The sequence below is a fragment of the Streptomyces sp. NBC_01264 genome, from assembly GCF_026340675.1.
GTDB lineage: Bacteria > Actinomycetota > Actinomycetes > Streptomycetales > Streptomycetaceae > Streptomyces.
In genome coordinates this window covers 3,104,478-3,126,810 of the sequence record NZ_JAPEOX010000001.1, presented here as the reverse complement: position 1 = coordinate 3,126,810, position 22,333 = coordinate 3,104,478, and the positions used below count along the sequence as shown (strand labels likewise).

The 22,333-nt window shown below is 74.1% G+C and carries 22 protein-coding genes; 11 read left to right on the top strand and 11 right to left on the bottom strand.

Annotated features, from left to right (window positions below; genetic code table 11):
* Window positions 1–12: 12 nt before the first annotated feature.
* Together OG435_RS14305 and OG435_RS14300 are read right to left on the bottom strand one after the other, a co-directional pair.
* Window positions 13–828 (bottom strand): tyrosine-protein phosphatase, encoded by an 816-nt coding sequence (locus tag OG435_RS14305; protein ID WP_266877203.1) that lies wholly within the window; start codon window positions 826–828, stop codon window positions 13–15.
* A gap of 66 nt (window positions 829–894) precedes the next feature.
* On the bottom strand, window positions 895–1,527 hold the full coding sequence (locus OG435_RS14300) for a rhomboid-like protein (protein WP_266877202.1): 633 nt from the start codon (window positions 1,525–1,527) through the stop codon (window positions 895–897).
* A gap of 66 nt (window positions 1,528–1,593) precedes the next feature.
* Here OG435_RS14300 and OG435_RS14295 point away from each other — a divergent pair, with 66 nt between their 5' ends.
* Together OG435_RS14295 and OG435_RS14290 are read left to right on the top strand one after the other, a co-directional pair.
* Window positions 1,594–2,361: a hypothetical protein gene (locus OG435_RS14295; protein ID WP_266877201.1), complete on the top strand. Its 768-nt coding sequence runs from the start codon at window positions 1,594–1,596 to the stop codon at window positions 2,359–2,361.
* 79 nt (window positions 2,362–2,440) lie between these two features.
* Window positions 2,441–3,922, top strand: coding sequence for a PepSY-associated TM helix domain-containing protein (locus tag OG435_RS14290; RefSeq protein WP_266877200.1), 1,482 nt, complete (start codon window positions 2,441–2,443; stop codon window positions 3,920–3,922).
* A 48-nt stretch (window positions 3,923–3,970) separates the two neighbouring features.
* On the opposite strand, the gene OG435_RS14285 is transcribed toward OG435_RS14290, so the two are convergent.
* The 4 genes from OG435_RS14285 to glnII all read right to left on the bottom strand — a co-directional run bounded on the left by OG435_RS14285 (window position 3,971) and on the right by glnII (window position 8,891).
* The gene (locus OG435_RS14285; protein WP_266877199.1) at window positions 3,971–5,764 is read right to left on the bottom strand and encodes a serine/threonine-protein kinase; all 1,794 of its coding nucleotides are present in this window, start codon (window positions 5,762–5,764) and stop codon (window positions 3,971–3,973) included.
* Window positions 5,765–5,924: 160 nt separating this feature from the next.
* The gene (locus tag OG435_RS14280) at window positions 5,925–6,518 is read right to left on the bottom strand and encodes a winged helix-turn-helix domain-containing protein (RefSeq protein ID WP_266877198.1); all 594 of its coding nucleotides are present in this window, start codon (window positions 6,516–6,518) and stop codon (window positions 5,925–5,927) included.
* Window positions 6,519–6,869: 351 nt separating this feature from the next.
* A complete protein-coding gene (locus tag OG435_RS14270) occupies window positions 6,870–7,778 on the bottom strand; it encodes a DUF6891 domain-containing protein (RefSeq protein ID WP_266877196.1) in 909 nt (302 codons plus the stop codon).
* A 93-nt stretch (window positions 7,779–7,871) separates the two neighbouring features.
* Window positions 7,872–8,891 (bottom strand): glutamine synthetase, encoded by a 1,020-nt coding sequence (glnII, locus tag OG435_RS14265; RefSeq protein WP_266877195.1) that lies wholly within the window; start codon window positions 8,889–8,891, stop codon window positions 7,872–7,874.
* 279 nt (window positions 8,892–9,170) lie between these two features.
* On the opposite strand from glnII, the gene OG435_RS14260 reads away from it, so the two are divergent.
* Window positions 9,171–10,100: a Gfo/Idh/MocA family protein gene (locus OG435_RS14260; protein WP_430625758.1), complete on the top strand. Its 930-nt coding sequence runs from the start codon at window positions 9,171–9,173 to the stop codon at window positions 10,098–10,100.
* A gap of 53 nt (window positions 10,101–10,153) precedes the next feature.
* On the opposite strand, the gene OG435_RS14255 is transcribed toward OG435_RS14260, so the two are convergent.
* On the bottom strand, window positions 10,154–10,726 hold the full coding sequence (locus OG435_RS14255) for a hypothetical protein (protein ID WP_266877194.1): 573 nt from the start codon (window positions 10,724–10,726) through the stop codon (window positions 10,154–10,156).
* A 163-nt stretch (window positions 10,727–10,889) separates the two neighbouring features.
* Here OG435_RS14255 and OG435_RS14250 point away from each other — a divergent pair, with 163 nt between their 5' ends.
* The 3 genes from OG435_RS14250 (at window position 10,890) to OG435_RS14240 (ending at window position 13,787) form a co-directional block, all read left to right on the top strand.
* On the top strand, window positions 10,890–11,597 hold the full coding sequence (locus OG435_RS14250; protein ID WP_266877193.1) for an NADPH-dependent F420 reductase: 708 nt from the start codon (window positions 10,890–10,892) through the stop codon (window positions 11,595–11,597).
* Window positions 11,594–12,520, top strand: a complete 927-nt coding sequence (locus OG435_RS14245) for a 2-dehydropantoate 2-reductase (protein ID WP_266877192.1) — start codon at window positions 11,594–11,596, stop codon at window positions 12,518–12,520. Before OG435_RS14250 ends, OG435_RS14245 begins: the two co-directional genes overlap by 4 nt.
* A gap of 172 nt (window positions 12,521–12,692) precedes the next feature.
* Window positions 12,693–13,787 carry a serine hydrolase domain-containing protein gene (locus OG435_RS14240; RefSeq protein WP_266877191.1) on the top strand — a complete coding sequence of 365 codons (1,095 nt, stop codon included), beginning with the start codon at window positions 12,693–12,695 and terminating at the stop codon, window positions 13,785–13,787.
* Here OG435_RS14240 and OG435_RS14235 read toward each other — a convergent pair.
* Complete coding sequence (locus tag OG435_RS14235; RefSeq protein WP_266877190.1) at window positions 13,784–14,155, bottom strand: ArsC/Spx/MgsR family protein; 372 nt, start codon at window positions 14,153–14,155, stop codon at window positions 13,784–13,786. The genes OG435_RS14240 and OG435_RS14235 overlap by 4 nt on opposite strands.
* A gap of 106 nt (window positions 14,156–14,261) precedes the next feature.
* On the opposite strand from OG435_RS14235, the gene OG435_RS14230 reads away from it, so the two are divergent.
* The gene (locus OG435_RS14230) at window positions 14,262–14,525 is read left to right on the top strand and encodes a hypothetical protein (protein ID WP_266877189.1); all 264 of its coding nucleotides are present in this window, start codon (window positions 14,262–14,264) and stop codon (window positions 14,523–14,525) included.
* A 3-nt stretch (window positions 14,526–14,528) separates the two neighbouring features.
* On the opposite strand, the gene OG435_RS14225 is transcribed toward OG435_RS14230, so the two are convergent.
* Together OG435_RS14225 and OG435_RS14220 are read right to left on the bottom strand one after the other, a co-directional pair.
* Complete coding sequence (locus OG435_RS14225; protein ID WP_266877188.1) at window positions 14,529–15,314, bottom strand: polysaccharide deacetylase family protein; 786 nt, start codon at window positions 15,312–15,314, stop codon at window positions 14,529–14,531.
* 107 nt (window positions 15,315–15,421) lie between these two features.
* On the bottom strand, window positions 15,422–16,552 hold the full coding sequence (locus OG435_RS14220) for a PP2C family protein-serine/threonine phosphatase (protein ID WP_266877187.1): 1,131 nt from the start codon (window positions 16,550–16,552) through the stop codon (window positions 15,422–15,424).
* 116 nt (window positions 16,553–16,668) lie between these two features.
* On the opposite strand from OG435_RS14220, the gene OG435_RS14215 reads away from it, so the two are divergent.
* The 3 genes from OG435_RS14215 (at window position 16,669) to OG435_RS14205 (ending at window position 20,077) form a co-directional block, all read left to right on the top strand.
* Window positions 16,669–17,337, top strand: a complete 669-nt coding sequence (locus tag OG435_RS14215) for a VIT1/CCC1 transporter family protein (protein WP_266881733.1) — start codon at window positions 16,669–16,671, stop codon at window positions 17,335–17,337.
* 404 nt (window positions 17,338–17,741) lie between these two features.
* Window positions 17,742–18,635 carry a TIGR01777 family oxidoreductase gene (locus tag OG435_RS14210; protein ID WP_266877186.1) on the top strand — a complete coding sequence of 298 codons (894 nt, stop codon included), beginning with the start codon at window positions 17,742–17,744 and terminating at the stop codon, window positions 18,633–18,635.
* 224 nt (window positions 18,636–18,859) lie between these two features.
* A complete protein-coding gene (locus tag OG435_RS14205) occupies window positions 18,860–20,077 on the top strand; it encodes an FAD-dependent oxidoreductase (RefSeq protein ID WP_323187828.1) in 1,218 nt (405 codons plus the stop codon).
* A gap of 190 nt (window positions 20,078–20,267) precedes the next feature.
* Here the strand turns inward: OG435_RS14205 and OG435_RS14200 are convergent, their stop codons facing one another.
* A complete protein-coding gene (locus OG435_RS14200; protein ID WP_266877184.1) occupies window positions 20,268–21,767 on the bottom strand; it encodes a regulator in 1,500 nt (499 codons plus the stop codon).
* 173 nt (window positions 21,768–21,940) lie between these two features.
* Here OG435_RS14200 and OG435_RS14195 point away from each other — a divergent pair, with 173 nt between their 5' ends.
* A complete protein-coding gene (locus tag OG435_RS14195; protein WP_266877183.1) occupies window positions 21,941–22,282 on the top strand; it encodes a hypothetical protein in 342 nt (113 codons plus the stop codon).
* The last annotated feature ends 51 nt before the right edge of the window (window positions 22,283–22,333 follow it).

Here is a 22,333-nt window from a genome sequence, read left to right as displayed (position 1 = left end):
CTCCCTCCGGGGCTACGCGATCAGGCGGGTGCGCAGTGCCTCGATCGTTTCGTCGGGGACGCCGAGGCCCTCGCGCACGTACTTCTCCATCGAGCCGTAGCGCGTGTTCACCTCGTCCAGCGCGGCCTCCAGGTAGGAGGGAAAGACGCCGATCAGGGCCAGCGCGATGTCCGGGTCGCCGCCGGCCGCCGTGAAGCCTTCGATCATCGGGGCGAAGGCGATCCGCACCGCCGGGTTGACCGACAGGTACTCGCTCATCAGCGTCTCGTCGTCCGCGCCGAGCAGCGACAGGATCACGGTCGCGCCCCAGCCCGTACGGTCCTTGCCCGCCGTGCAGTGGAAGAGCAGCGGCCCGGCCTGCGGGTCGGCGAGCTCGGTGAGCAGCAGCCGGTACGCGGCCTGCGCGGAGGCGGAGCTGACCAGGGAGCGGTAGAGGCTGGTGAACAGGGCCTGCGCCTTGCCGCCGCCGAGGTGCTCCTCCGCGACCACCGGGTCGGACAGGATGTCCTTGAGCTGGGCGGCGGGAATCTTCCCCGGGCCGCCGTCACGGCTGCCGTCGGCGGCCATCTTGTCGGCCAGGGCGTCGGCTATGAGCAGCCGGGCACCGGCCGGCACCTGGTCGGGGTGTTCGCCGCGTTCCACGCCGGTCCGGAAGTCGATGACGGTGCCGATGCCCAGCGCGGCCACCACCCGGTCGACGTCGAGGTCGAGCCGGTCGAGCTGGCCGGAGCGCAGCACGAGACCCGGGCGGACGGTGCGGCCCCCGGCGAGCGGGGTGCCGCCGAGGTCCCGGAGGTTGGCGACGGTCTTGGCGGGGGTGGCGGTCATCGTGGCGGCTCCAACGTGATCAGGGAAACATGATCAGAGAATCGAATGATCAGAGAAATGGATGGCTCAGGACGAAGCGCGCTGGGTGACGCGTGTCATCCGTATGATGTTCGGAGATTTCGCTCCGGAAAGGCAATCGGCGGCCAGTGAAACGCCGAGTCCGAGCCCCAGGGCCACCAGGTGCCCGGCATCGGTGAAGGTCCGCTCCCGCCGCAGCACCGGCCGGACGGCGAGCGCCAGCAGACCGGCCCGGGCGGTGGTGCGCACCGGCCCGCGCGGCAGCGCCGACGTCAGCGCCCCGAGGACGGTGTTGAGGCCGTAGCTGGTGCCCACGTCCACCGCCCGCCGGGTCCGGGGGTCGGCCGTCCGGCGGAGCACCGCGTACACCAGCAGGGTGGCCGTGACGTGCCCGAACAGCAAGGCGGCCGCCGTCCACCAGGCCCCGCGGGCGTACTCGGCGTACCCGAGAACGGCCACCAGCAGGAGCGCGTACGGCAGCGGCATCGGCTCCTCGACGAGGAGGGCACTGGCCGGCAGGGTCTCCCAGCGGCCGGCGTCCAGGTTGTCGGCATTGGTGGAGCAGCGGCGCAGCAACCGCTCCCGCGCCGCCGGATCCAGCCGCTCCAGGGCGTACGCCCCGAGCTGGACCGCGCCCGTGTACACCGTGCTCAGCGGGACCGTCAAGGACAGGGGGCTCATCGCACCATGATCGGCCACGGGGGTGCCGTACGGCGAGGCGGGAGGCCGTGCCAATATTCGCAGGTCATGTCACACAGCCCCGCGCCGATGCGCGCCCTGCGGGCCGCACTCTTCGCGGCGGTGGCCGTCGCACTGGGTGCGACGGGGCATTCGTACATGTCCGGTACGGACCTTCCCGCACTGGGACTTCTGTCCGCCTTCGGGGTGACCGGAGGGCTCGCCTGGCTCTCCGCCGCGCGCCGGCGCGGACCGCTCTCCATCACGGCCGCGTTGCTCGCCGTCCAGGCGGTCCTGCACCTCGTCTTCTCCGCCTCGGCCCCGGCCCCGGCGGGCGGCGGGCACCAGGTGGGTGCGGGTGCGGACATCGGTGCCCCGGATGCGGCGGGTGCCGCGCACGGAGCGCACGGCATGCACGCGATGGACGGCATGCACTCCATGGACGGTATGAGCGGCCTGGAGGGCATGAGCGGTATGGCCGGCATGGGCGACATCGCCGCCGGCCACGCCCACGACGGGCTCGGCATGATCGCCGCCCACGCCCTCGCCGGGCTGTTCTGCGCGCTCTGGCTGGCCTGGGGCGAGGCCGCCGTCTTCCGGCTCGCCGCCGCCCTCGCGGCCGGGGCGCTGCTCGCCGCCCGGCCGCTCTCCCGGGTCCTCGCCCTGCTCCGGGCGCGCGTGCTCCCCGTACCGCCGGCGCGGCCGCTGCGGCCCGCCGGGTACTCGCGGCGGCGGACCCTGCGCGGGGCCGTGCACGCGCACACCGCCGAGCGGCGCGGGCCGCCCGCGCGCGGACGGATCCGTATCACGGCCCCCGGCCGTCCTGCCCGCGCCTGACCGAACGGCGCACCTTCCTGGTGAGGGGGGCGAGACCTGGGGCTGCTCACCCATGTCTTCGCCAACACCTAGGACACCCATGTCTCTCGACGAGGTCGGGCAACTCCGCGCAGCGGATCCCGACGCACCCGACACCCCCGATACCCCCGTCCGTACGCCCGGCACCTGGGCCGCCCTGCGGCCGCTGCTGCTGCGCCTGCACTTCTACGCCGGGGTGCTGATCGCCCCGCTCCTGCTGGTCGCCGCCACCACCGGGCTGCTCTACGCCGGTTCCTGGCAGGCCGAGAAGATCCTCTACGCCGACCAGCTGACGGTCGACCGCGTCGGCGCGAGCGCGCAGCCGCTCAGCGCCCAGGTCGCGGCGGCCGTGAACGCCGCGCCCCAGGGCACGGTCTCGGCCGTGTGGCCCGCACCGGAGGCGGACGCCACCACCCGGGTGATCATGGAGAGCCCGGGACTCGCCGAGGGTGAGACCCTCACCGTGTTCGTCGATCCGTATACGGCCGAGGTCCGCGGGAAGCTCACCACCGTCGGCGACGCGCTGCCGCTGCGGGCCTGGCTGAGCGAGTTCCACGCCAGCCTCCACCTCGGGGAGTTCGGCCGGAACTACAGCGAGCTCGCCGCGAGCTGGCTGTGGGTGGTCGCGCTCGGCGGACTCGCGCTGTGGATCGGCCGCAAGCGGGCCCGTAAGGCCGGCCGTGCCGCGCTCGTCCTGCCCGACCGCAAGGCGACCGGCCGGCGCAAGACCCTGTCCTGGCACGGCTCCGTCGGCGTCTGGATCGTGCTCGGCCTCGTCGGGCTCTCCGCCACCGGCCTGACCTGGTCGAGGTACGCCGGCGAGAACATCGGGGAACTGAAGGACGGTCTCGGCGGGGGCACCCCGGCCGTGGCCGCCAAGCTGCCCGGCGCCCCGGCCGCGGACGCCGGCGGCGAGCACGCCGGGCACGGCGCGGCCGGCGGTGACCAGGCGGCGGCGCCCGCCCCGTCGGCGCCGGCCGATGCCATCGGCATCGACGGAGCGGTGGCGGCGGCCCGGTCCGCCGGGGTCACCGAATCGCTGCGGATCACCCTGCCCGCCCAGGGCAAGGGGTACGTGGTCAAGGAGCAGGACAAGCAGGTGCCGGTGCACCTGGACGCGGTCTCCGTGGACCCCGCCGACGGGCGGGTCATGGACGTGCTCCGCTTCGCCGACCACCCGCTGCTCGCGCAGCTGACCCGCTTCGGCATCGACCTGCACATGGGCCTGACCTTCGGGCTCGTCAACCAGCTGGCGCTGGCCGTGCTGGCGGTCCTGGTGATGGCCATGGTCGTCTGGGGCTACCGCATGTGGTGGCTGCGCCGTCCGACCAAGGACCGCACGCTCTCGGTCGGCCGCGCCCAGCCGCGCGGGGCCTGGCGGAAGCTGCCGGTGACGGTGCTGCTGCCGCTGGCCGCCGCGACGGCCCTCGTGGGCTGGTTCGTACCGCTGCTCGGGATCAGTCTGCTGGTGTTCCTGGCGGCCGACGTGGCGCTGGGCTTCGCCGCGTCGCGGCGCCGGGCCGGGGCCGGCGCCGGCGTCTAGGGCAGCGTCCGTGGGCCGGGGCTTCCCCGGGAGCCCCGGCCCACGGCGTCAGCCGATCTTCCAGAGGGTGAGTGCGGTGACGTAGTCCGGCATGGGGCCGATGGACCCCTTGCTCGTGTCGAGCACGACCTCGGTGATGCGGAGCATCGCCAGGTTGTTGTCACCGGTGACGGTGCACAGCACCGTCCCCTTCGTGAGCGTCTTGCCCGCCTTCAGCTCGTCCTTGCCCACCCTGGAGGCCAAGGTGTTGGTGGCGACGGCGTCCCGGCACTCCTCCGGCGTGGTGCCGGTGCTCTTGCCCATGGCCGTCAGGAAGCGCAGATCGGCGTCGCCCCAGTCCTGGTAGGTGAGCTCCATGCCCTGGGTCTTGCCGATGCCTCCTTTCGGGAAGATCTGCGGGGCGTCCAGGTCGACGTGGGTCCCGGTGCTGGAGGAGGGCGCGCGCAGGGTCAGGGGTTTGTCCTGGAAGACCGGCGTGTACGCGGACTTCGGCGAGGAGGAGGCCGAGGCCGAGGCCTTCGGCGAGGAGGAGGCATTGGCCGGGTCCGGTGATCCGGACGCGGGCGCGGCCGGGGTCTCCTGCCGGGCGGCGGGCGTCTTCGCGTCGTCCTTGGAGTCGTCCCCGTCCAGCAGCCAGACCGTGCCGGCTCCCGCGGCGACCGCGAGGACGAGCGAGGCGGCGACGAGCCCGCCACGGAACCCCTTGGGGGCCGGAGCCGGCGGCGCCGTGGGCGCGGGCGTCGGGTGGCCCGGCCGTGGCGGCCCGGCGGGCCGGGGCGGTGCGAACGCCGTGTCGGCGGAGTGGATCCCGCCGGAGGCGCCGGAGGCCCCGGCGCCCGGGCCCGTATCGGCCGGGCCGAACCCGCCGGCGCCGCCTCCTGCACCCGCACCCGCGCCCCGGTCCGCCACCGTGGGCACAGGCGGATTCTCCGCGGCCCGTACCCGCCGGGCGATCTCCTGCCCGACCGGCTCCGGAAGCCAGCCGTCGAAGTCGTTCAGCGGCCGCCCGGCGAACAGTTCGCACATCGCGGCGAGCTCGTCCGTACCGATCCGCGCCGCCGGGTCCGCCGTCAGGCAGCGCTCCAGCAAGGGCCGCAGTTCCGCCGGGTAGCCGTTCAGGTCCGGAGGCAGCCGGTCGGTGTTGGCGATCCGCACGCCGATGGCGGTGGCCCCGCCCTCCCCGTACGGATGCCGCCCGGTGGCCGCGACCGCCGCGATGAGCCCGACCGCGAACAGGTCGCTCGCGGTGGTGACCTCGGCGCCCAGCGCGTGTTCGGGGGACATGTACTGCGGAGTGCCGATGACCCCGCCGGTGCGGGTGAGCTGCGTGCTGTCGGCGGCCCGGGCGATCCCGAAGTCGATGACGTACGGTCCGGCCGCGCCGAGCAGGAGGTTGGCGGGCTTCAGATCGCGGTGCACCACCCCCGCGGCGTGGATGGAGCCGAGGGCCCGCGCCGTGCAGCCGATCAGCTGGAAGACCGCGGGGAGCGGGAGCGGTCCGTAGGCGCTCAGGGCGTCGTGCAGCGACAGTCCCGGTACGAACACCGAGGCGAGCCAGGGCGAGGCGCCCGTGGTGTCGTGGTCGAGGACCGGTACGAGGTGGTAGCCCTGCACCCGGCGCGCGGCCCGCACCTCCTGCTCGAACCGGCTCCGGAAGTCCGGGTCCTGCCCGAACTCCCGGCGGATCAGCTTCAGCGCGACCGGCTGCCCGCCGCGCGTGTGCGAGAGGTAGACGGTGCCCATGCCGCCCTCGCCGATCCGGGCGATCAGCCGGTAGCCGGCGGTCTCGCGGGGGTCCTGGGGCTCAAGTGGGGCAAGTACGCTGCCGGTTCCGGTGGTCACGACGGAAAAGCCTACGTCAGGGACCGGGTCTGATCAGCACGGATGTACGAGGAAATCCCCTTTGTGGCGGCCCGAGTTGACCGACCCCTGACGCTTCACGGCATCGGGCCCGTACTCCCCCTCGTGAGTACGGGCCCGCGCCGCTCTGTCCGTGGTCCGGTCAGGGGGCGTACTTGTACCCCACCCGGCGTACGGTCTGGATCGCGCCGCGGTGGGCCGCGCCCAGCTTGCGCCGCAGCCGCGCGACGTGGACGTCGACCGTACGGCCGTCGCCGACGTGGCCGTAGCCCCAGACGGTGGTGACCAGCTGGTCGCGGCTGTGGACCCGGTGCGGGTGCGCGACCAGGTGGGCCAGCAGCTCGAACTCCAGGTACGTCAGGTCCAGGACCTCGCCGTCCACCTCGGCGGTGCGCTGCGCGGGGTCGATGCGGACCAGGGAGTCCCCGGTGACGGCCGCCGCGCCCGGGGTCGCGGCGGCGGGAACGGACTGCGGGGAGAAGGCGATCGGCGGCTGCTGGTCGGCCGGTACGAGCACCAGGTAGCCGACCATCGGCGGCTGGCCGGGGAGGCTGGGCAGGGTGTGCGCCGGGGCGGGCAGCCAGGTGGCACCGGGCGGCAGGAAGTCCACGACGCGCGCCACCTCGTCGCGGTCCACGGCCCGCAGGCGGTGGCGCGGACTGGGCGGGAAGCTCGGGTAGGTCAGGGGAGAGGTCGCAGCGGAGGCGGCAGAAGCGAAGGAACGGGTGTTCGCCATGAGTGGTCAGCTCTTTCACGCGGAGTGGTCGGCAGGAGACGTGCGGAGTGGCGTCGTCTTGTGTCGTACCGCGCAGACCGAAGGCCTGGGGGAAGTCGGTTGGAGTCCCGGAGGCTTTAGAGGGCCGGCGCGTTCTTCGCGCGGCAACACACCCGGTCGAAATCGTGGTCCTGACGGGAAGGCCAGAACGGCTCGAGGTCGCTGCGACCTGTCGAGGTGTACGAGTAGCTGGCCATGGCCCCATTCAAGCAGATGCACGGCCCCCGGGGCAGACCCCGTCTCACTCTATGGAGCGGAATCCCATATTCCGTGATCATGGCATGAACGGACCATTGCAATCCCGACAATCCGTCACCCGTCCAGCCGCTTTTTCCACTCCATCCCGGTGACCCGTATCGCATCCTGGGCGGATCCGTCCCAGGTCCACGACAGCCCCACCGCGTCGAGCGCGCGGGTGACCTCCTGGCCCACGGAGGCCGTGAGCTCCTCGCTCTGCTCGAAGCCCCCGTAGAGCAGCCACAGGTCGCCGCCCGCCGCCGCGCCCTCGGTGCACTGCGCGTGGAAGAAGACGAACCCCCGGGCGTCCTCCGGCCCCGCCCCCCGGATTTCCGCGAGGCCGCAGGAGCGGCAGCAGGCGAAGTTCTCCCGCGCGGTGATGCCGGCGGAGTCGAGCGCGGCGAAGGCCCGTGCGAGCCGATCGGGATCGGTCTCGCCCACCCAGCCGGCCTGTTCCGCCAGCCGCTCCCGCCAGAGCCGGTCCACCGGCTGCTCGGCCTGCGCGCGCGACACCGGCCGGACGCCGTCCGCGACGAGGTACTCCTCGGCGTTCTCGCTCAGGGCCGCCCGGTCGTCGTAACCGCACCGCAGCCCGTCCCGTACGAGCCCGGTCAGCTCCTCCTCCACCTCCGGCGCGAGCGGCGCCACCTCCTCCACCGCGAACTCCAGCCGCTCCCAGGCCGGGCCGAGGTCCCAGCCCTTCTCCCGGCGGGCCCAGCGGGTCATCACGTCCACCACCTCGGCCGCCGTCGGGACGAAGGCCTGGAAGTGCCGGTCGGCAGCGCCGTCGCGGAACTCCAGCTGGTAGTCCCCGCCGGTCTCGTGCCAGACCTGGACGAACACGTCGGGCTCGTCGGGCAGCCGCTCCACGACGAGGAAGTGGTCCCCGTCGGCGCCGATGCGCCCGACGAGCTCGGACAGCCAGGGCAGCGCGGGGCGGCGGTAGGTCTCGGCGGGCTCGGTGCGCAGGGTGACGGGCAGCATGGCCCCCACGATGACAGCAGCCACTGACAGCACGGCGCCCGTCCTCCCCGAGGGGAGGACGGGCGCCGTGCTGTCAGTGGTGGCCGGCCGGGGTCAGACCAGGCCGTCCTTCTCCAGGGCGGTGCAGCAGGTGTCCGTGATGAGGCGGGTCACCACGTACGGGTCCACGTTCGCGTTCGGGCGGCGGTCCTCGATGTAGCCCTTGCCGTCCTTCTCGACCTGCCACGGGATGCGGACGGACGCGCCGCGGTCCGAGACGCCGTAGCTGTACTCGTTCCACGGGGCGGTCTCGTGCAGGCCCGTCAGACGCTCGTCGATGCCCGCGCCGTAGTTCTTGACGTGGTCCAGCGGCTTGCTGCCCTCGCCCAGCGACTCGGCCGCGGAGATGATCGCGCGGTAGTCCTCGCGCATCGCCTTCGTGGAGAAGTTGGTGTGCGCACCCGCGCCGTTCCAGTCGCCCTTGACCGGCTTCGGGTTCAGCGTCGCGGAGACGTTGAAGTCCTCGGCGGTGCGGTAGAGCAGCCAGCGCGCGATCCACAGCTGGTCGGAGACCTCCAGCGGGCCGACCGGGCCGACCTGGAACTCCCACTGGCCGGGCATGACCTCGGCGTTGATGCCGGAGATGGCCAGGCCCGCCGCGAGGCAGTGGTCCAGGTGCTTCTCGACGATCTCGCGGCCGAAGATCTCGTCCGAGCCGACGCCGCAGTAGTAGCCGCCCTGCGCGGCCGGGAAGCCGTTGACCGGGAAGCCCAGCGGGCGGGTGCCGTCGAAGAAGGTGTACTCCTGCTCGATGCCGTAGATCGGCTCCTGAGCGGCGAACTTCTCGGCGATCGGACGCAGCAGCGCGCGGGTGTTCGACTCGTGCGGGGTCATGTCGATGTTCAGGACCTCGCACAGGACGAGGACGTTGTCGCCGCCGCGGATCGGGTCCGGGCAGGTGAACACAGGCTGCAGTACGCGGTCGGAGGCGTGGCCCTCGGCCTGGTTGGTACTCGAACCGTCGAAGCCCCAGATCGGCAGCGCGTCGCCGTCCGCCATGATCTTGGTCTTGGAGCGCAGCTTCGCCGTCGGCTCGGTTCCGTCGATCCAGATGTACTCAGCCTTGTAGCTCACGGGCCCCATCCTTCGGTGCGTCGCTCCGGCGCAGACTCTGCGGGTGCTGCGCTGCGTCCTGCGGATCGCGTACGGCGGTTCACGTCCCTGTGGCTCGCGTACTGCGAATTCGTTCTGCGGTGTTGACCGCAGAGTGCCCGCTCGCGATTTCTCTTCCGTTGCCCGTGTGTGAACCCCGTGTTACCGAGGTTTGCGCCGCAGGTGGGCGTGGTCGAGAGGGTTGGCGTCCGGACACCCGTCCGGGTGGGGCAGACTGGGCGGGTGAGCATTTCGTACGATTTGACGTCCGCCGGAGATGCCGCCGCTGAGGCCGCTTCCGGGCCCCGCCCCCGGGTCGGGCTGCTGGGCACCGGCCCATGGGCCCACCGCACGCACGCCCCCGCCCTCGCCGCGCACCCTGGCTCCGAGTTCGTCGGAGTCTGGGGCCGGCGTCCCGAAGCCGCGGCCGAGCTGGCGCGCGAGTACGGGGTGACGGTGTACGAAGACCCCGACGCGCTGTTCGCCGACTGTGACGCCGTGGCCTTCGCGCTCCCGCCCGACGTGCAGGCCCCGCTCGCCGTGCGCGCGGCCGCCGCCGGCTGCCACCTGCTGCTCGACAAGCCCGTCGCCACGACCCCGGCCGACGCCCGCGCGGTCGCCGCGGCCGTGGCCGAGCACGGGGTCGCCTCCGTGGTCTTCCTCACCCTGCGCTTCGCCGAGCCGACCGCCGGCTGGGTCGAGGAGCAGGCGGAGCGCACGGGCTGGTTCACCGCCGCCGCGCACTGGCTCGGCGCGGTCTTCCCGCCCGACGGCGAGCCCAGCGCCTACGCGGACTCGCCCTGGCGCAAGGCCAAGGGCGGGCTGTGGGACGTGGGCCCGCACGCCCTGTCCGTACTCATCCCTGTCCTCGGCGAGGTCACCGCGGTCAGCGCGACCCGCGGCCCCGCCGACGTGGTCCAGCTGGCCCTGCGCCACACCTCGGGCGCGGCCAGCACCGCCGTGCTCAGCCTCAGCTCCCCGCGCGCGGCCGCCGGGGTGGGGCTGGAACTGCGCGGGACCGCCGGCGTCTTCGGCCTGCCGGACTGGAGCAACGTCCCGGGTGCCTACGGCCGCGCCCTGGACGCCCTCCTCACCTCGGCCCGCACCGGGGTGCCGGACGTACGGGGCGCGGAGTTCGGGGCCCGGCTGACGGAGATCCTGGCGGAGGCGGAGGGCCAGCTGCCGGAGTGAGCCCGCGGGCACGCCGCCCCGCCCGGACGGGCACCCCGTCGGGCGGGGCGGTGCTATTTGATGACCGCGTTGGCCGCGATGATGGCCAGTCCGATCGTGGCGTCGGCGACTCCGATGAGCAGCGCCGAGGCGAGTTTGTAGCCGACCCTGAGGGCCACGAAGGCCCCCCAGGCGAACAGCATCGCGGTGTTCACGCCGAGCCCGACGGCCGTGACCGCGTGCGAGTCCCAGTCGGCTAGTCCGGCGACGAGCAGGAGCAGGACCGTGGGCAGGGTGGCCGCGATCATGGGCCACTCGTTCCACAGCGCCCGCCCGAGGATCCGCCACCGATGACCGGCGGAGCCGGCCTGATGGGTGCTCATGTGGTGCGAGTACCCGTGCGCGAGCCCCGCCGTGGCGGCGGTGACGAGCACCCAGCTGGCGTCGTAGAAGGGGGTGTACTCCCCGCCCTTCTGGTCGAGCGCGGCCAGCAGCCCGGACGCGAGGACGGTCCCGTACACCCCGCCGAACATCCAGTCGGCGCCGCGCCGGGGCGGGGGGAGCGGGGGGAGCGCGGACCCCGGGAGGCCCGGCGGCGCCGGCGGCTCGCCGGGCGTGGTGGGCCGCGGGTGCTGCTGCTCGTTCACGATGGATCCTTTGGTGCGGTACGTCCCCTTTGTGCTGACCTCACCCTACGAGGCGCGGGATGCGGCCGAGGTGAAGGGTCGTGAGGGGGCGTGCTGGACGGGGCGCCTCACCTTGGTGGCTCAGCCGCGGAATACCGTGGATCGCGGGCGACTTGAACCCCGCATGGCAACTCTTGGACTCATCGGAAGCGGCAACATCGGAAGCACCCTCGCGCGGCTCGCCGTGGACGCGGGGCTGGACGTGGTCCTCAGTAATTCCAGGGGGCCGCGGACTCTGGACGCGCTGGTCGCCGAGCTCGGCCCGCGGGCCCGGGCCGCCTCCCCGGCCGAGGCGGCCGCGGCCGGCGACTGGGTCGTGGCCACCATCCCGCTGGGGAACCACCGCGACCTGCCCGCCGACGCGCTGGCGGGCAAGGTCGTCCTCGACACGCTCAACTACTACCCGCAGCGGGACGGGGTCTTCCCCGCCCTGGAGGCCGAGGAGGCCACCACCAGCGGGCTCGTCCAGGAACACCTGGCCGGGGCGCAGGTCGTCAAGGCGTTCAACAACATCTACTTCAAGCACCTGCTCGCCCTTGCCCGCCCGGCCGGCTCCCCGGACCGCTCGGCCCTGCCGATCGCCGGCGACGACCCGGCCGCCCGCGCGTCCGCCACCCGCCTCCTCGACCTGCTCGGCTACGACGCGGTCGACGCGGGGGACCTCGCCGGGAGCTGGCGCTTCCAGCGCGACACGCCTGTGTACGTCCTCCCGTACGCCGAGAACCCGGCCGGTCCGGGGGGCCTCGCCGAGGACCCGGGCACCGTCGCCGACGCGGCGGCCGTGCGCGCCGCCCTGGCGAAGGCCGTCCGTCCGGCGGGCTCCGCCGGATGAGGATCCTGACGGTCGGAGCCGGGGCCGCGGGAGGCTACTTCGGCGCGCGCCTCGCCCGGGCGGGGCAGGACGTCACCTTCCTGGTGCGCCCCCGGCGGGCCGAGGCCCTGCGGACGCGCGGGCTGCGCGTGAGCGGGCCGGGGGAGGAGATCGCCCTCGTCCCGCGGCTCGTCACCGCCGACGCGCTGGAGGGGACGTACGACCTCGTCCTGCTGTCGGTGAAGTCCACCTCCCTCGAAGCGGCCGTCCGGGACCTCGTACCGGCGGTCGGTCCCGGGACGGCGATCCTGCCCCTGCTCAACGGGATGGCCCACCTCGACCTCCTCGCGGACCGGTTCGGGGACGCGGCGGTGCTCGGCGGCGTGGCCAAGGTGGTCACCACCCTGAACGAGCACGGCGACATCCTCCGGATGGCGCCGCCCACCGTGGTGCTCACCGGCGAACGCGACGGCCGTCCCTCGGCGCGGGTGGACGCCGTCCGCGAGGTGCTGGCCGGGGCGGGGATCGACACCCCCGAAGTGCCCGACATCATCGCTGCCATGTGGCACAAGTGGGTCTTCATCACCACCCTGGTGGCGGTGACCTCCCTGGCCCGCGGAGCCGTCGGCGAGATCAACGCCGTGCCCGGCGGGACCGGGTTCGGCCTCGCGGTCCTCGCCGAGGCGGCCGCGGTGTCGGCCGCCGCCGGGTACCCGGTCCCGGAGTCCGAACTCGCCTTCACCGTGCGGACGCTGGCCGCACCGGACTCGGCGCTGACCCCGTCGCTGTACCGGGACCTGCTCGCCGGTCACCCGACCGAGGTCGAGCACGTGCTCGGCGACCTGTCGGCCCGGGCCCGTGGCTTCGCCGTCCCCACCCCGCTCCTGGACCTCGCCACCCTCCAGCTGAGGGTTCATCAGCGGCGGCTGACGGCGGGGGAGTAGGGGAGGGTGAGGGGGCCCGCACGGCGGACCCAGGCGGCCTAAGGGGCGGTCCTGTGGGCCCCCTCGGGGTGTCCTGGGGGTCCGGTCAGGGTGATCACCGATGGGCAACGTGCCCTGGGTGGCGGAGTGTTGGTGTCAGAGCCCACCGAGCCGCCTTCTCCAGGAGCCACCGATGAACGCACGCCCCCGCACCCTCCGCCGGATCGCCGTCACCGGCATCGCCCTGGCGGCCCTCACGGTGGGTGCGGGCGCCCCGGCCGCACTGGCCGCGCCCGGAGGGTCGGCGGGGTCCGCCGCGGCGACGGCCCACGCCCGGCCGGTGGCCGTCCACGATCCCGCCGCGCTGCGGGCCTTGCTGGCGACCCTGCCCGACGAGGTGTCCACGGGGGCCCTGGTGCGGCTGTCCGGCGCGGGGTCGCGCACGCCGTGGACCGGGACCGCCGGGCCGGTCGCGGCGGACGCGGAAGTCCCGATCGGCAGTGTCACCAAGCTGTTCACGAACGCCCTGGTGCTGCGGCTCGTCGCGGAGCACCAGGTGGAGATCGACGCACCCGTGCGCCGCTACCTGCCCGACCTGATACCCGGCGCCTACGCCGGAGTGACCGTACGGCAGCTCATGGACCACACCGCCGATCTGCCGATGGTCGCCAGCGAGTCCGCCGATCCGCGCGCCATGGTGCTCGACACGTTCGCGGCGGACGCGGCGGCCCGCCCGGACCGCATACCGGCCCCGGGCACGGTCCAGCAGTACAACGGGACGAACAGCCTCGTCGCCGGCCTGCTGGTGGAGCGGATATCCGGCCGGACCTACGAGGAGGAGGTGCAGCGCCGCATCGTGCGCCCCCTGGGGCTGCGCCAGACCCGGATGTCGACGGATCCCCGCACGGCCCGGTTCTGGGCGGAGGGCGGCCTGGTCTCCACCGCGGCCGACCTGGACCGGTTCATGGCCGCGCTGCTGGGCGGCCGGCTGCTGCCGCCCGCGCAGCAGCGGCACCTGTACGAGGTCCCGGACGTGCCCAACGCCAAGGGGAACACCTGCCTGTCGCCGAAGGCCTGCTTCAGTGCGGCCGGCCTGATGCGCCACGAGACGGCCGGCGCCACGGTCTGGGGCAAGACGGGCTCCGGCCCCGGCTGGTCGACCGGAGTGTTCGCCACCGAGCAGGCCGGCCGCCGGCTCGTCTACGCCCACAACCCGAAGCCCGGCACGTCCAAGAAGCGGCAGATCGGCCGCGTCGTGCAGTTCGTGGACGCGGGCTTCGCCGGCTAGGCCGTGCGGGAGAGGGCTTCGCGGACGGCCTCCTCCGAGCGGGCCACCACCGCCGTGCCGTCCTCGGCCGTGATGATCGGGCGCTGGATCAGCTTCGGGTGCGTCGCCAGGTGGCTGATCCAGGCTCCGCGGGCCTCCTCGGTCTCCTCGCGCGGGAGGTCCCGTACGCCCGTCTCCTTGGCCAGCGGGTCCGAGGCGCGGGTGATGTCCCAGGGCTCCAGGCCCAGCCGGCCCAGGACCTCGCGGATCTCGGCCTCGGAGGGCACGTCCTCCAGGTAGCGGCGGACGGTGTACTCGGCGCCCTCGGCATCCAGCAGGGTCAGCGCGCTACGGCACTTCGAGCAGGCGGGATTGATCCAGATCTCCATGCCCGAAAGCTTAGCGAGGTGCCGCCTGGCCAGGTCCTTTGTCAGTGGGCGCAGGTAAAATTCAAGGAGAAGGACAGGACGCCAACTTGCCTTTGGGAGGCTGTAGATGGCCACTGCCATGACCCTGCACACCATCGAGCCCGTCAAGAAGAAGCCGCTGCCGCCGGGGCTGCCCCGCGAGTGGTACGAGAGCCACAACCGGCGGCTGAAGGCCATGCGGCTGGCGATATCGCTGCTCGACTCCGGCACGTATGACGCTCAGCGCGCCACCAACCGCAAGATCCGCACGATGGCCGTCCGGACGGGCATCCGCCGCCCGTCGAACGTCACCTGCAAGATGGTCCGTTCCTTCATCCGCGACGCCGGGTAGGCCTCAGCCCGCCTCGGGGACCTTCGGGAAGCTGAAGCCGTAGCCCTGCTCCTTGAGCCACGGCAGCAGCTTTTCGAGGGCCTCGACGGACTGGGAGCGGTCGCCGCCCCCGTCGTGCATGAGGATCGTGGGGCCTTTGGACTTCAGCTGGTCCTGCACGGCACTGACGATCCTGTCCGCGCCGGGCCGGTTGAAGTCGCCGGGGTCGACGTTCCAGCCGAGGCTGGCCATCCCGCCGCGGGCGGCGATCTCGCGGCTGTCGGGGGTGAAGGCGCCGCCGGGGGCGCGGTAGTACCAGACGCGGGTGGAGCCGCTCGCCTCGTCGATCATCCGCTTCGCGTCCATGATCTCCTTCTTCTGGTACGCGACGTCCTTCTTGTCCATGGCGGTGTCGTGGCTGACCGCGTGGTTGCACAGGCGGTGGCCGGCCGACGCGATCTCCTTCACCAGGTCCGGGTGCTTCTTCGCGTTCGGCCCGGTCAGGCAGAAGGTGGCCTTGACCTCGTGGGACTTGAGGAGTTCGAGTGCCTTCGGGGTCCACTTCGGGTCCGGGCCGTCGTCGAGGGTGAGGTTGACGACCTTGCCCACGTCCTCGGCCGCGCGCGTCAGGGCCGAGCCGACCATGAGCGGGGCGGGGGCCTCGATCTGCTGGTTCTTCGCCGAATCCGGTCCCGCCGCAGCGTCCTCCCCGGCGAGGCCGAGCACGATCGAGCCGATGATCAGGGCGACGGCGCCGGCCGCCGCGACGACCGCCGTGATCCGCTGGTTGTGCTTGTACGGTGCGCGCATCGAATGGGCCTCGGTTTCCGTGCTCGAAGGGCTGGAAGACCCGAGCAAAACACGGAAATTCACCCAAATGGGTGCTTGATGGCGCTTGTCATCGTTTCGTCATGTGATCAGTACGGCGCGGTCATCCCGCGCCCGGACCGATCCCCCGTGCCACCCCGCTCCGGGTCCAGGGACAGCACCAGCAGGGCCACGTCGTCGCGCGGCCCGCCCCCGGTGAAGGACCTCAAGTCCCGCCACACCGCCGGGGCCAGTCCCGCCGGATCCGACGCCAGGACGGGCACGCGCGCGGCCAGTGGGTAGAAGTTCCCCGCGGAGTCGCGGGCCTCCGTCACCCCGTCCGTGTACATGACCAGCCGGTCCCCGGGGGCGGTGCGGAGCTCGGCCGGCGCCGCCGGGGTGGGACCGGCCAGGCCCAGGCCCAGCGGGGGGCCCGGGTCCACGTCGACTTCCGAGACCGTGAAACCCCGTAGCAGCAGGGGCGGGGGATGCCCGCACGACACGATGCGCACGAGTTCGAGCCCGGGCGGGAACTCCAGCAGCACCGCCGTCGCGAAGAGCTCCGCGTGCGCCACCGATTCGGCCGCCGAGTCCGCCAGCAGCCGCCGGTCCAGCCGGGCCGCCACCGTCGCGAGTTCCGCGTCGTCCAGCACCCCCTCCCGGAAGGCGCCGAGCAGCGAGGCCACGGTGCCGACGGCGGCCAGGCCGTGGCCCTGGACGTCACCGATCAGGGCGCGCACGCCGTAGGGGCCGACCCGTACGTCGTACAGGTCGCCGCCGACCAGGGTGCCGTGCTGGGCGGCCCGGTAGAGGCCCGCGCAGCCGATCGCGCCGACCCGTTCGGGGACCGGCGGCAGGACCGCGAGCTGCGCCGCCTCCGCGACGGTGCGCACGCTCACCAGCTGGGCGTCGCGGCGTTTTCGGACCCAGGCGACCACCACGCTGAGCAGCCCGATCGCCGCGACGGTCGCGAGGTCGGAGCCCCGGGCGTGGGCGATCCCGAGTGAGGGCAGGCCGACGAGGAGCAGCACCACTGTGGCGAAGACCGCCGTCCCGGCGGCCCCGTAGGCGAAGGCGGCCACCGGGGGGAGCCCGGCCAGGAAGAAGCCCAGCTCGATGTCGCCGGGGGTGATGCGCTGCACGAACACCAGCACGACAAGGGCCACCGCGGGCGCGAGGCGGGCCCAGCGCGGCGGCGGCGCCCCGCGCAGCCAGCCCGGCTCCTCGCGTCGGCGTCTCACCCCTCCACCCTGATCCCGGCGCCGAAGGCGCGCACGCCGGGTGGCTCCTTCCGGCGGCGCCCGCGACAGTGGGGGGCGTGACGGAAGCGGATGGGGCGGCGACGCAGAGCGCGGCGATGAGCACACGGCTGAACTGGCTGCGCGCGGGGGTGCTCGGCGCGAACGACGGGATCATCTCCACGGCGGGCCTGGTCGTCGGCGTCGCCGGGGCGACGACCTCGCGTGCGGCCATCCTGGCGGCGGGCGTCGCCGGGCTGCTGGCGGGCGCGCTGTCGATGGCGGCGGGGGAGTACGTGTCGGTCAGCTCCCAGCGGGACTCGGAGCGGGCCGCGCTGGACCTGGAGCGCCGGGAGCTGGAGGAGTCTCCGGAGGAGGAACTGGAGGAACTGACGGGGCTGCTGGTGGGCAGGGGGCTGAGCGAGCCGGTGGCCCGGGAGGCGGCCGAGCAGCTGACGGAGCGGGACGCGCTGCGGGCGCACGCGCGGGTGGAGCTGGGGATCAACCCCGACGAGCTGGCCAACCCCTGGCACGCGGCGGCGGCGAGCCTGGTGGCGTTCACGGTGGGCGCGCTGCTGCCCCTCCTGGCGATCGTCCTGCCGGACGCCTCGCAGCGGGTCCCGGTGACCGTGGTCGCGGTCCTGCTCTCCCTGACCCTGTGCGGGGTGCTCAGCGCCCGCCTGGGCGGCGCGCCCGTACCCCGGGCGATCCTGCGCAACGTCACGGGCGGCGCCCTGGCCATGGCGGTGACCTACGCGGTAGGCACCTGGCTGGGCACAGCCACCTGACGGCCCCCGGCCCCGGCCTCTGACCCCGGCCCCGGCCTCTGACCCCGGCCCCGGCCTCTGGCCCCGGCCCCGGCCCCGGCCCCGGCCCCGGCCCCGGCCCCGGCCCCGGCCTCTGGCCCCGGCCTCCGGCCCCCGGCCCCGCGCCTCGATCGCCCGCAGGGCGGGTATGCCCGGCGGGACGGGGGTGGTTCCGGAGTCGCTGCCGAGGTGCCGGCGGCTTCGTCCCGGTCCCGTGTGAGCCGGTGCCGTCGAATCCAGCCCCGCCGGCGTGTGAGGCGCGGGGTCGGGCAGCGTCCGGGTGGGCCCGCGCAGGGGGCGCCGTTCCCACCAGAGCGTTGGCCATCGGGGTGCGGGGAACCGGGTCCCGGCGGACCCGGCGGGGGGACCGCTGCCAAGATGGGGGCATGCGTATCGCAGTCACCGGTGCCACCGGGCTCATCGGCAGCGCCCTCGGGCGGTCACTGAAGGCCGACGGACACGAGGTCGTCCGCTTCGTGCGGCGCGAGCCCGCCGGGCCCGGCGAGGCACGGTGGGACCCCGCGCGGGGGTACGTGGACCCGGCCGGGCTCGCCGGCTGCGAAGCCGTCGTGCACCTCGCCGGCGCCGGGGTCGGCGACCACCGCTGGACGGCCGCCTACAAGCGGGAGATCCGCGACAGCCGGGTCAAGGGCACGGCCGCCATCGCCTCCGCCGTCGCCGCCATGGACGAGCCCCCCGCCACGCTCGTCTGCGGCTCCGCCGTCGGGTACTACGGGGACACCGGCGACCGGACGGTCGACGAGGACGCCCCGGCGGGGGAGGGGTTCCTCCCCGAGGTCTGCGTCGCGTGGGAGGCCGCCGCCGCGCCCGCCCGGGCGGCCGGCGTCCGGACCGCGTTCGCCCGTACCGGACTGGTCGTCGCCGCCGAGGGCGGGGCCTGGGGGAAGCTGTTCCCGATCTTCAAGGCCGGCATCGGCGGCCGCCTCGGCGACGGCCGCCAGTACTGGTCGCACATCTCGATGCACGACGAGATCGCCGCGCTGCGCCACATCATCGACACGCCCTCCCTGACCGGGCCGGTGAACCTGACCGCTCCCGAGCCCCTCACCAACCGCGAGGTCACCGCCGCGATGGGCCGGGTCCTGCACCGCCCGGCGGTGTTCGCCGTGCCCGCGCCGGTCATGCGCGTGGTGCTCGGGGAGTTCGCCCAGGACGTGCTGGGGAGTCAGCGGGTGCGTCCGACCCGGCTGCTGGAGTCCGGGTTCGTCTTCCGGTACCCGGGGATCGAGGAGTCGATCAGGGCCGCCCTGGAGGCCTGAAACACCCCGGGGCTCCGGGGGAGCGCCCCGGCGCACGTGTGCGACCGCATGTGAGCCGAATGCGACCGTCGTGCGACCGGAGTTGACCGCATTACCCGTAATGGTCCGCCCAACTCGGGTTCCGCTGGACCCCGTTGGGGGAAGGAGGTTCCCCACACAGCCGGGCCGACCTCGGGGAGGGGCACGTGCTCAACAGCGCACACGCACACGCACACCATGCGGACGTGGTCATCGTAGGAGCCGGAGTCTCCGGACTCGCGGCAGCGCACCACCTGATCGCGGCCGGGGTCACCGTCACCGTCCTGGAGGGCGCGGACGACGCGGGCGGCCGGATGGCCACCGAGACCGTGGACGGCTTCCGGCTCGACCGGATCGGCCAGCTCCTGAACACCGCCTACACCGAACCGGCCCGCACCCCGGGCCTGGAAGGCCTGGTCCTCAAGCCCTTCGCACCCGGCGCCCTCGTCCACAGCGAAGGCAGGACGCTGCGCGCCGGGGCCCTCACCCCCGCCCGCGCCCTGACCAGCGGCTCCCTCGACCAGGCCCGGATCGGTGCGGCGCTCGGCCGCCTCGCCGCCCTGCCCGAGGAACGCCTCCTGGCCCGCCCCGAGCGCACCGCGCACGCCGCCCTGAGCTCCAGGAGCCTCGGTACGACGCTGCGCCCGCTCCTCGCGGCGCTCCTGCGCGACCCCGCGCTCACCACCTCCAGCCGCGTCGCCGACCTGGCGCTGCGCACCTTCGCGCGCGGCCGCCTCGCCGTACCCGAGGGCGGCGCCGCCACCCTGCCCGGACTGCTCGCCGCCGCGCTGCCGCCCGGGACCGTACGCACCGGGGTCCGGGTCCGCTCCGTCGCCACCAACCTGGTCACCACCGAGGAACACGGCGACTTCAGCTGCCGCTCCGTGGTCCTGGCCACCGGCGCCCGGGCCGCCGCCGAACTGCTCCCGGGCCTGCGCGTGCCCGCCTTCCACCAGGTGACCGTGATGCACCACGCCACCACCACCCCGCTCCCCTCGGACGGCTCGCTGCTCCTGGACGGGGACCCGGACTGGCCCGTCGCCCACACCGCCGTGATGAGCGCGGTCGACCCGACGCGCGCCCCCGCCGGCCGCAGCCTGGTCACCACCACCGTGCTCGGCCCGCCACCGCCCACCCGGACGGTCGCCTCGCGACTGGCCCGGCTCTACGAGACCGCCACCCGGGACTGGGAGCTGCTCGCCGTCCACCACACCCCCGAGGCCGTCCCCGCCATGCCGCCGCCACAGGACACCCGGCGCACCGTCAGGGTCCTGGCCGGGCTGTACGTGTGCGGCGACCACCGCGACACCAACACCGTCGAGGGAGCCCTGCGCTCCGCCCGCCGCGCCGCGGCCGCGGCCCTGCGCGACTTCGGCATCCCCGTCCCGACCACGCAGGAAGCCGCCCTCCCGGTGGCAGCCTGACCCAACCACGCACCGCAGGTCCGCCCTGCGGGCAACCACCCACCTCGGGCCGGTTGCCCGCAGGGCGAAATCAGCGACTCCGGCGTTTGAGGAACGGGGTCCGGGGCGGAGCCCCGGGAGCGGACCCGCAGGGGCACCACGGCGCAGCCGCCCCCGCCGGGCCCCGGGGGGCGCAGCCCGACCCGCAGGGTCAGGACAAGGCGGCCACCCGGTCCCGGTACCCCCGCACCGCGGACGCGTCCCGGTACGGCTCGAGCCGCCGCTCGAAGTCCCGTACGTACTCCACCGCCCGCACCGATCGCATCTCCATCGCCTGCTGCGCCGCCTCCGCGCCCAGCGCGCACGCCTGGTCCAGCTCGCCCAGCCCCAGCCGCGCCGTCGCCAGCACCACCCGGCAGAACAGCCGCGACCGCGCGTACGAGGGCGCCCGCAGCTGCAGGGACCGCTCCGCGTGCTGCGCCGAGGCCCGGTACTGCTGCAGGTCCCGGTGGCAGTGCCCGAACTCGTCCGCGAGCTGCGCCTCGTCGTAGTCCCGCGCCCAGTGCGGTACGTCGTCCCCCGGCCGGGCCGCGCCCAGCGCCCGCTCGGCCCGCACCAGCGAGGCCGTCGACGCCCTGACCTCGCCGAGCACCGCGTGCCCGCGCGCCTCCGCCGAGTGCAGCAGCGCCTGCACCACCGGCGGCGGCCCGGAGCCGACGCCCTGCTGGGCCACCCGGGCCAGCTGCACCGCCTCCCGGCCGTGCCCGAGGTAGACCGCCTGCCGGCTCATCGTGATCAGCACGTACGCCCCGTACGGCCGGTCCCCGGCGGCCTGGGCCAGCCGCAGCGCCTGGACGAAGTACCGCTGGGCGAGCCCGTGCGCGGCGATGTCGTACGAGGTCCAGCCCGCGAGCCGGGTCAGATCGGCGGCGGCGGAGAACAGCCGGCGCCCGGTGGTCTCCCCGTAGGTGCCGCGCAGCATCGGTTCGGCCTCGTGCTCCAGGTACCGCACCAGGGCCTGGCGGGCATGGCCGCCCCCGTAGGCGTGGTCCAGGGTGCGGAACAGCTCGCCCACCGATCTGAGCGCCGCGATGTCACCGCCCGTCACCCGCTGCCCGGGCCCGCGGTCGATCTGCCGCTGCCGGGGCACCGAGGCCCGGCCGGGCACGGGCCGGCTCTGGTCGGGACGGCCCTGGTCGAGGCGGCTCTGCTCGGGACGGCCCTGTTCGGGAACGCGCAAGGCGGCCTGCTCCGCGCCCCGGCCGACCCGTTCGTCGGCCCGCCCGATCAGCCAGTCCCGGCTGGGCACCACCAGCCCGGCCGGGGTGAAGGCGATCTTGCGCAGCTCGGCGTGCGAACCGGAGTCCTTGCGCCACAGCCCGCTCGCGATGTCGACGGCCTCCTCGGGGGTGGCCGCGAACTCCAGCCCCGCGTACACCGGGGCGCACGCGTCCAGGCCCAGGTCCTGGGCCGACAGCCGCCGCCCCAGGCGCCGGGTGAACACCTCCGCGATCAGCGCCGGGGTGGTCCCGCGCGGCTGCTGCCCGCGCAGCCAGCGGGTCACGGAGGTCTTGTCGTACCGCAGATCGAGACCGTGCTCCAGACCGAGCTGGTCGACACGGCGGGCGAGCCCGGCGTTGGAGAACCCGGCCTCGGCGATCAGCGCCGAGAGCTGCCGGTTGGGGACACGCTGGGCAGGTCGTTCCGTCATCGGCTCCACGGTCTCCTGACGTGACGGACCGGAGTCCCGGCCCTGTGAACGGCGTGAATGTAGCGGCGAACCTCGCCCGCACCGCCCTCTCTGTCCCACATTCATCCGATCGTGTGCAGAACCGGTGGGTCTCTTTACGGACCGACCCCCTCCACCCGCGTACGCTGCGCCCCATGACCCGCCGGCCCACCGGGGAGCCTCCCCCCGGCAGCTGCGAGCGCCCCGGAGGCGACGGCAGCCACGCAGAGTCCACGGCCCCGCCGCAGGTGCCCCGGCCGGCCGCGCCCGAGCTCACCGAGGCGGAGTGCCGGCGCTGCGGGACCTACATCGCGGGTCTCGACGGGCGGTACGCGTGCGGGGTCTGCGGCTGGGTGAACGACCACACCGAAGGGCACCGCCGGCTGCCCGGTGCGGACGAGGACCCGGACCGGCCGCCGAAGGGCCGCAGGCGCCCGAAACTGCTCCCCGGACCCCCCGATCCCGGGGCTTTCGCCCTGTCCGGGACGGGCGGCTGACAGGGGCGGCGGGAGCCGCCGTACCCTTGCTTGGTGCGATAGATGCACACA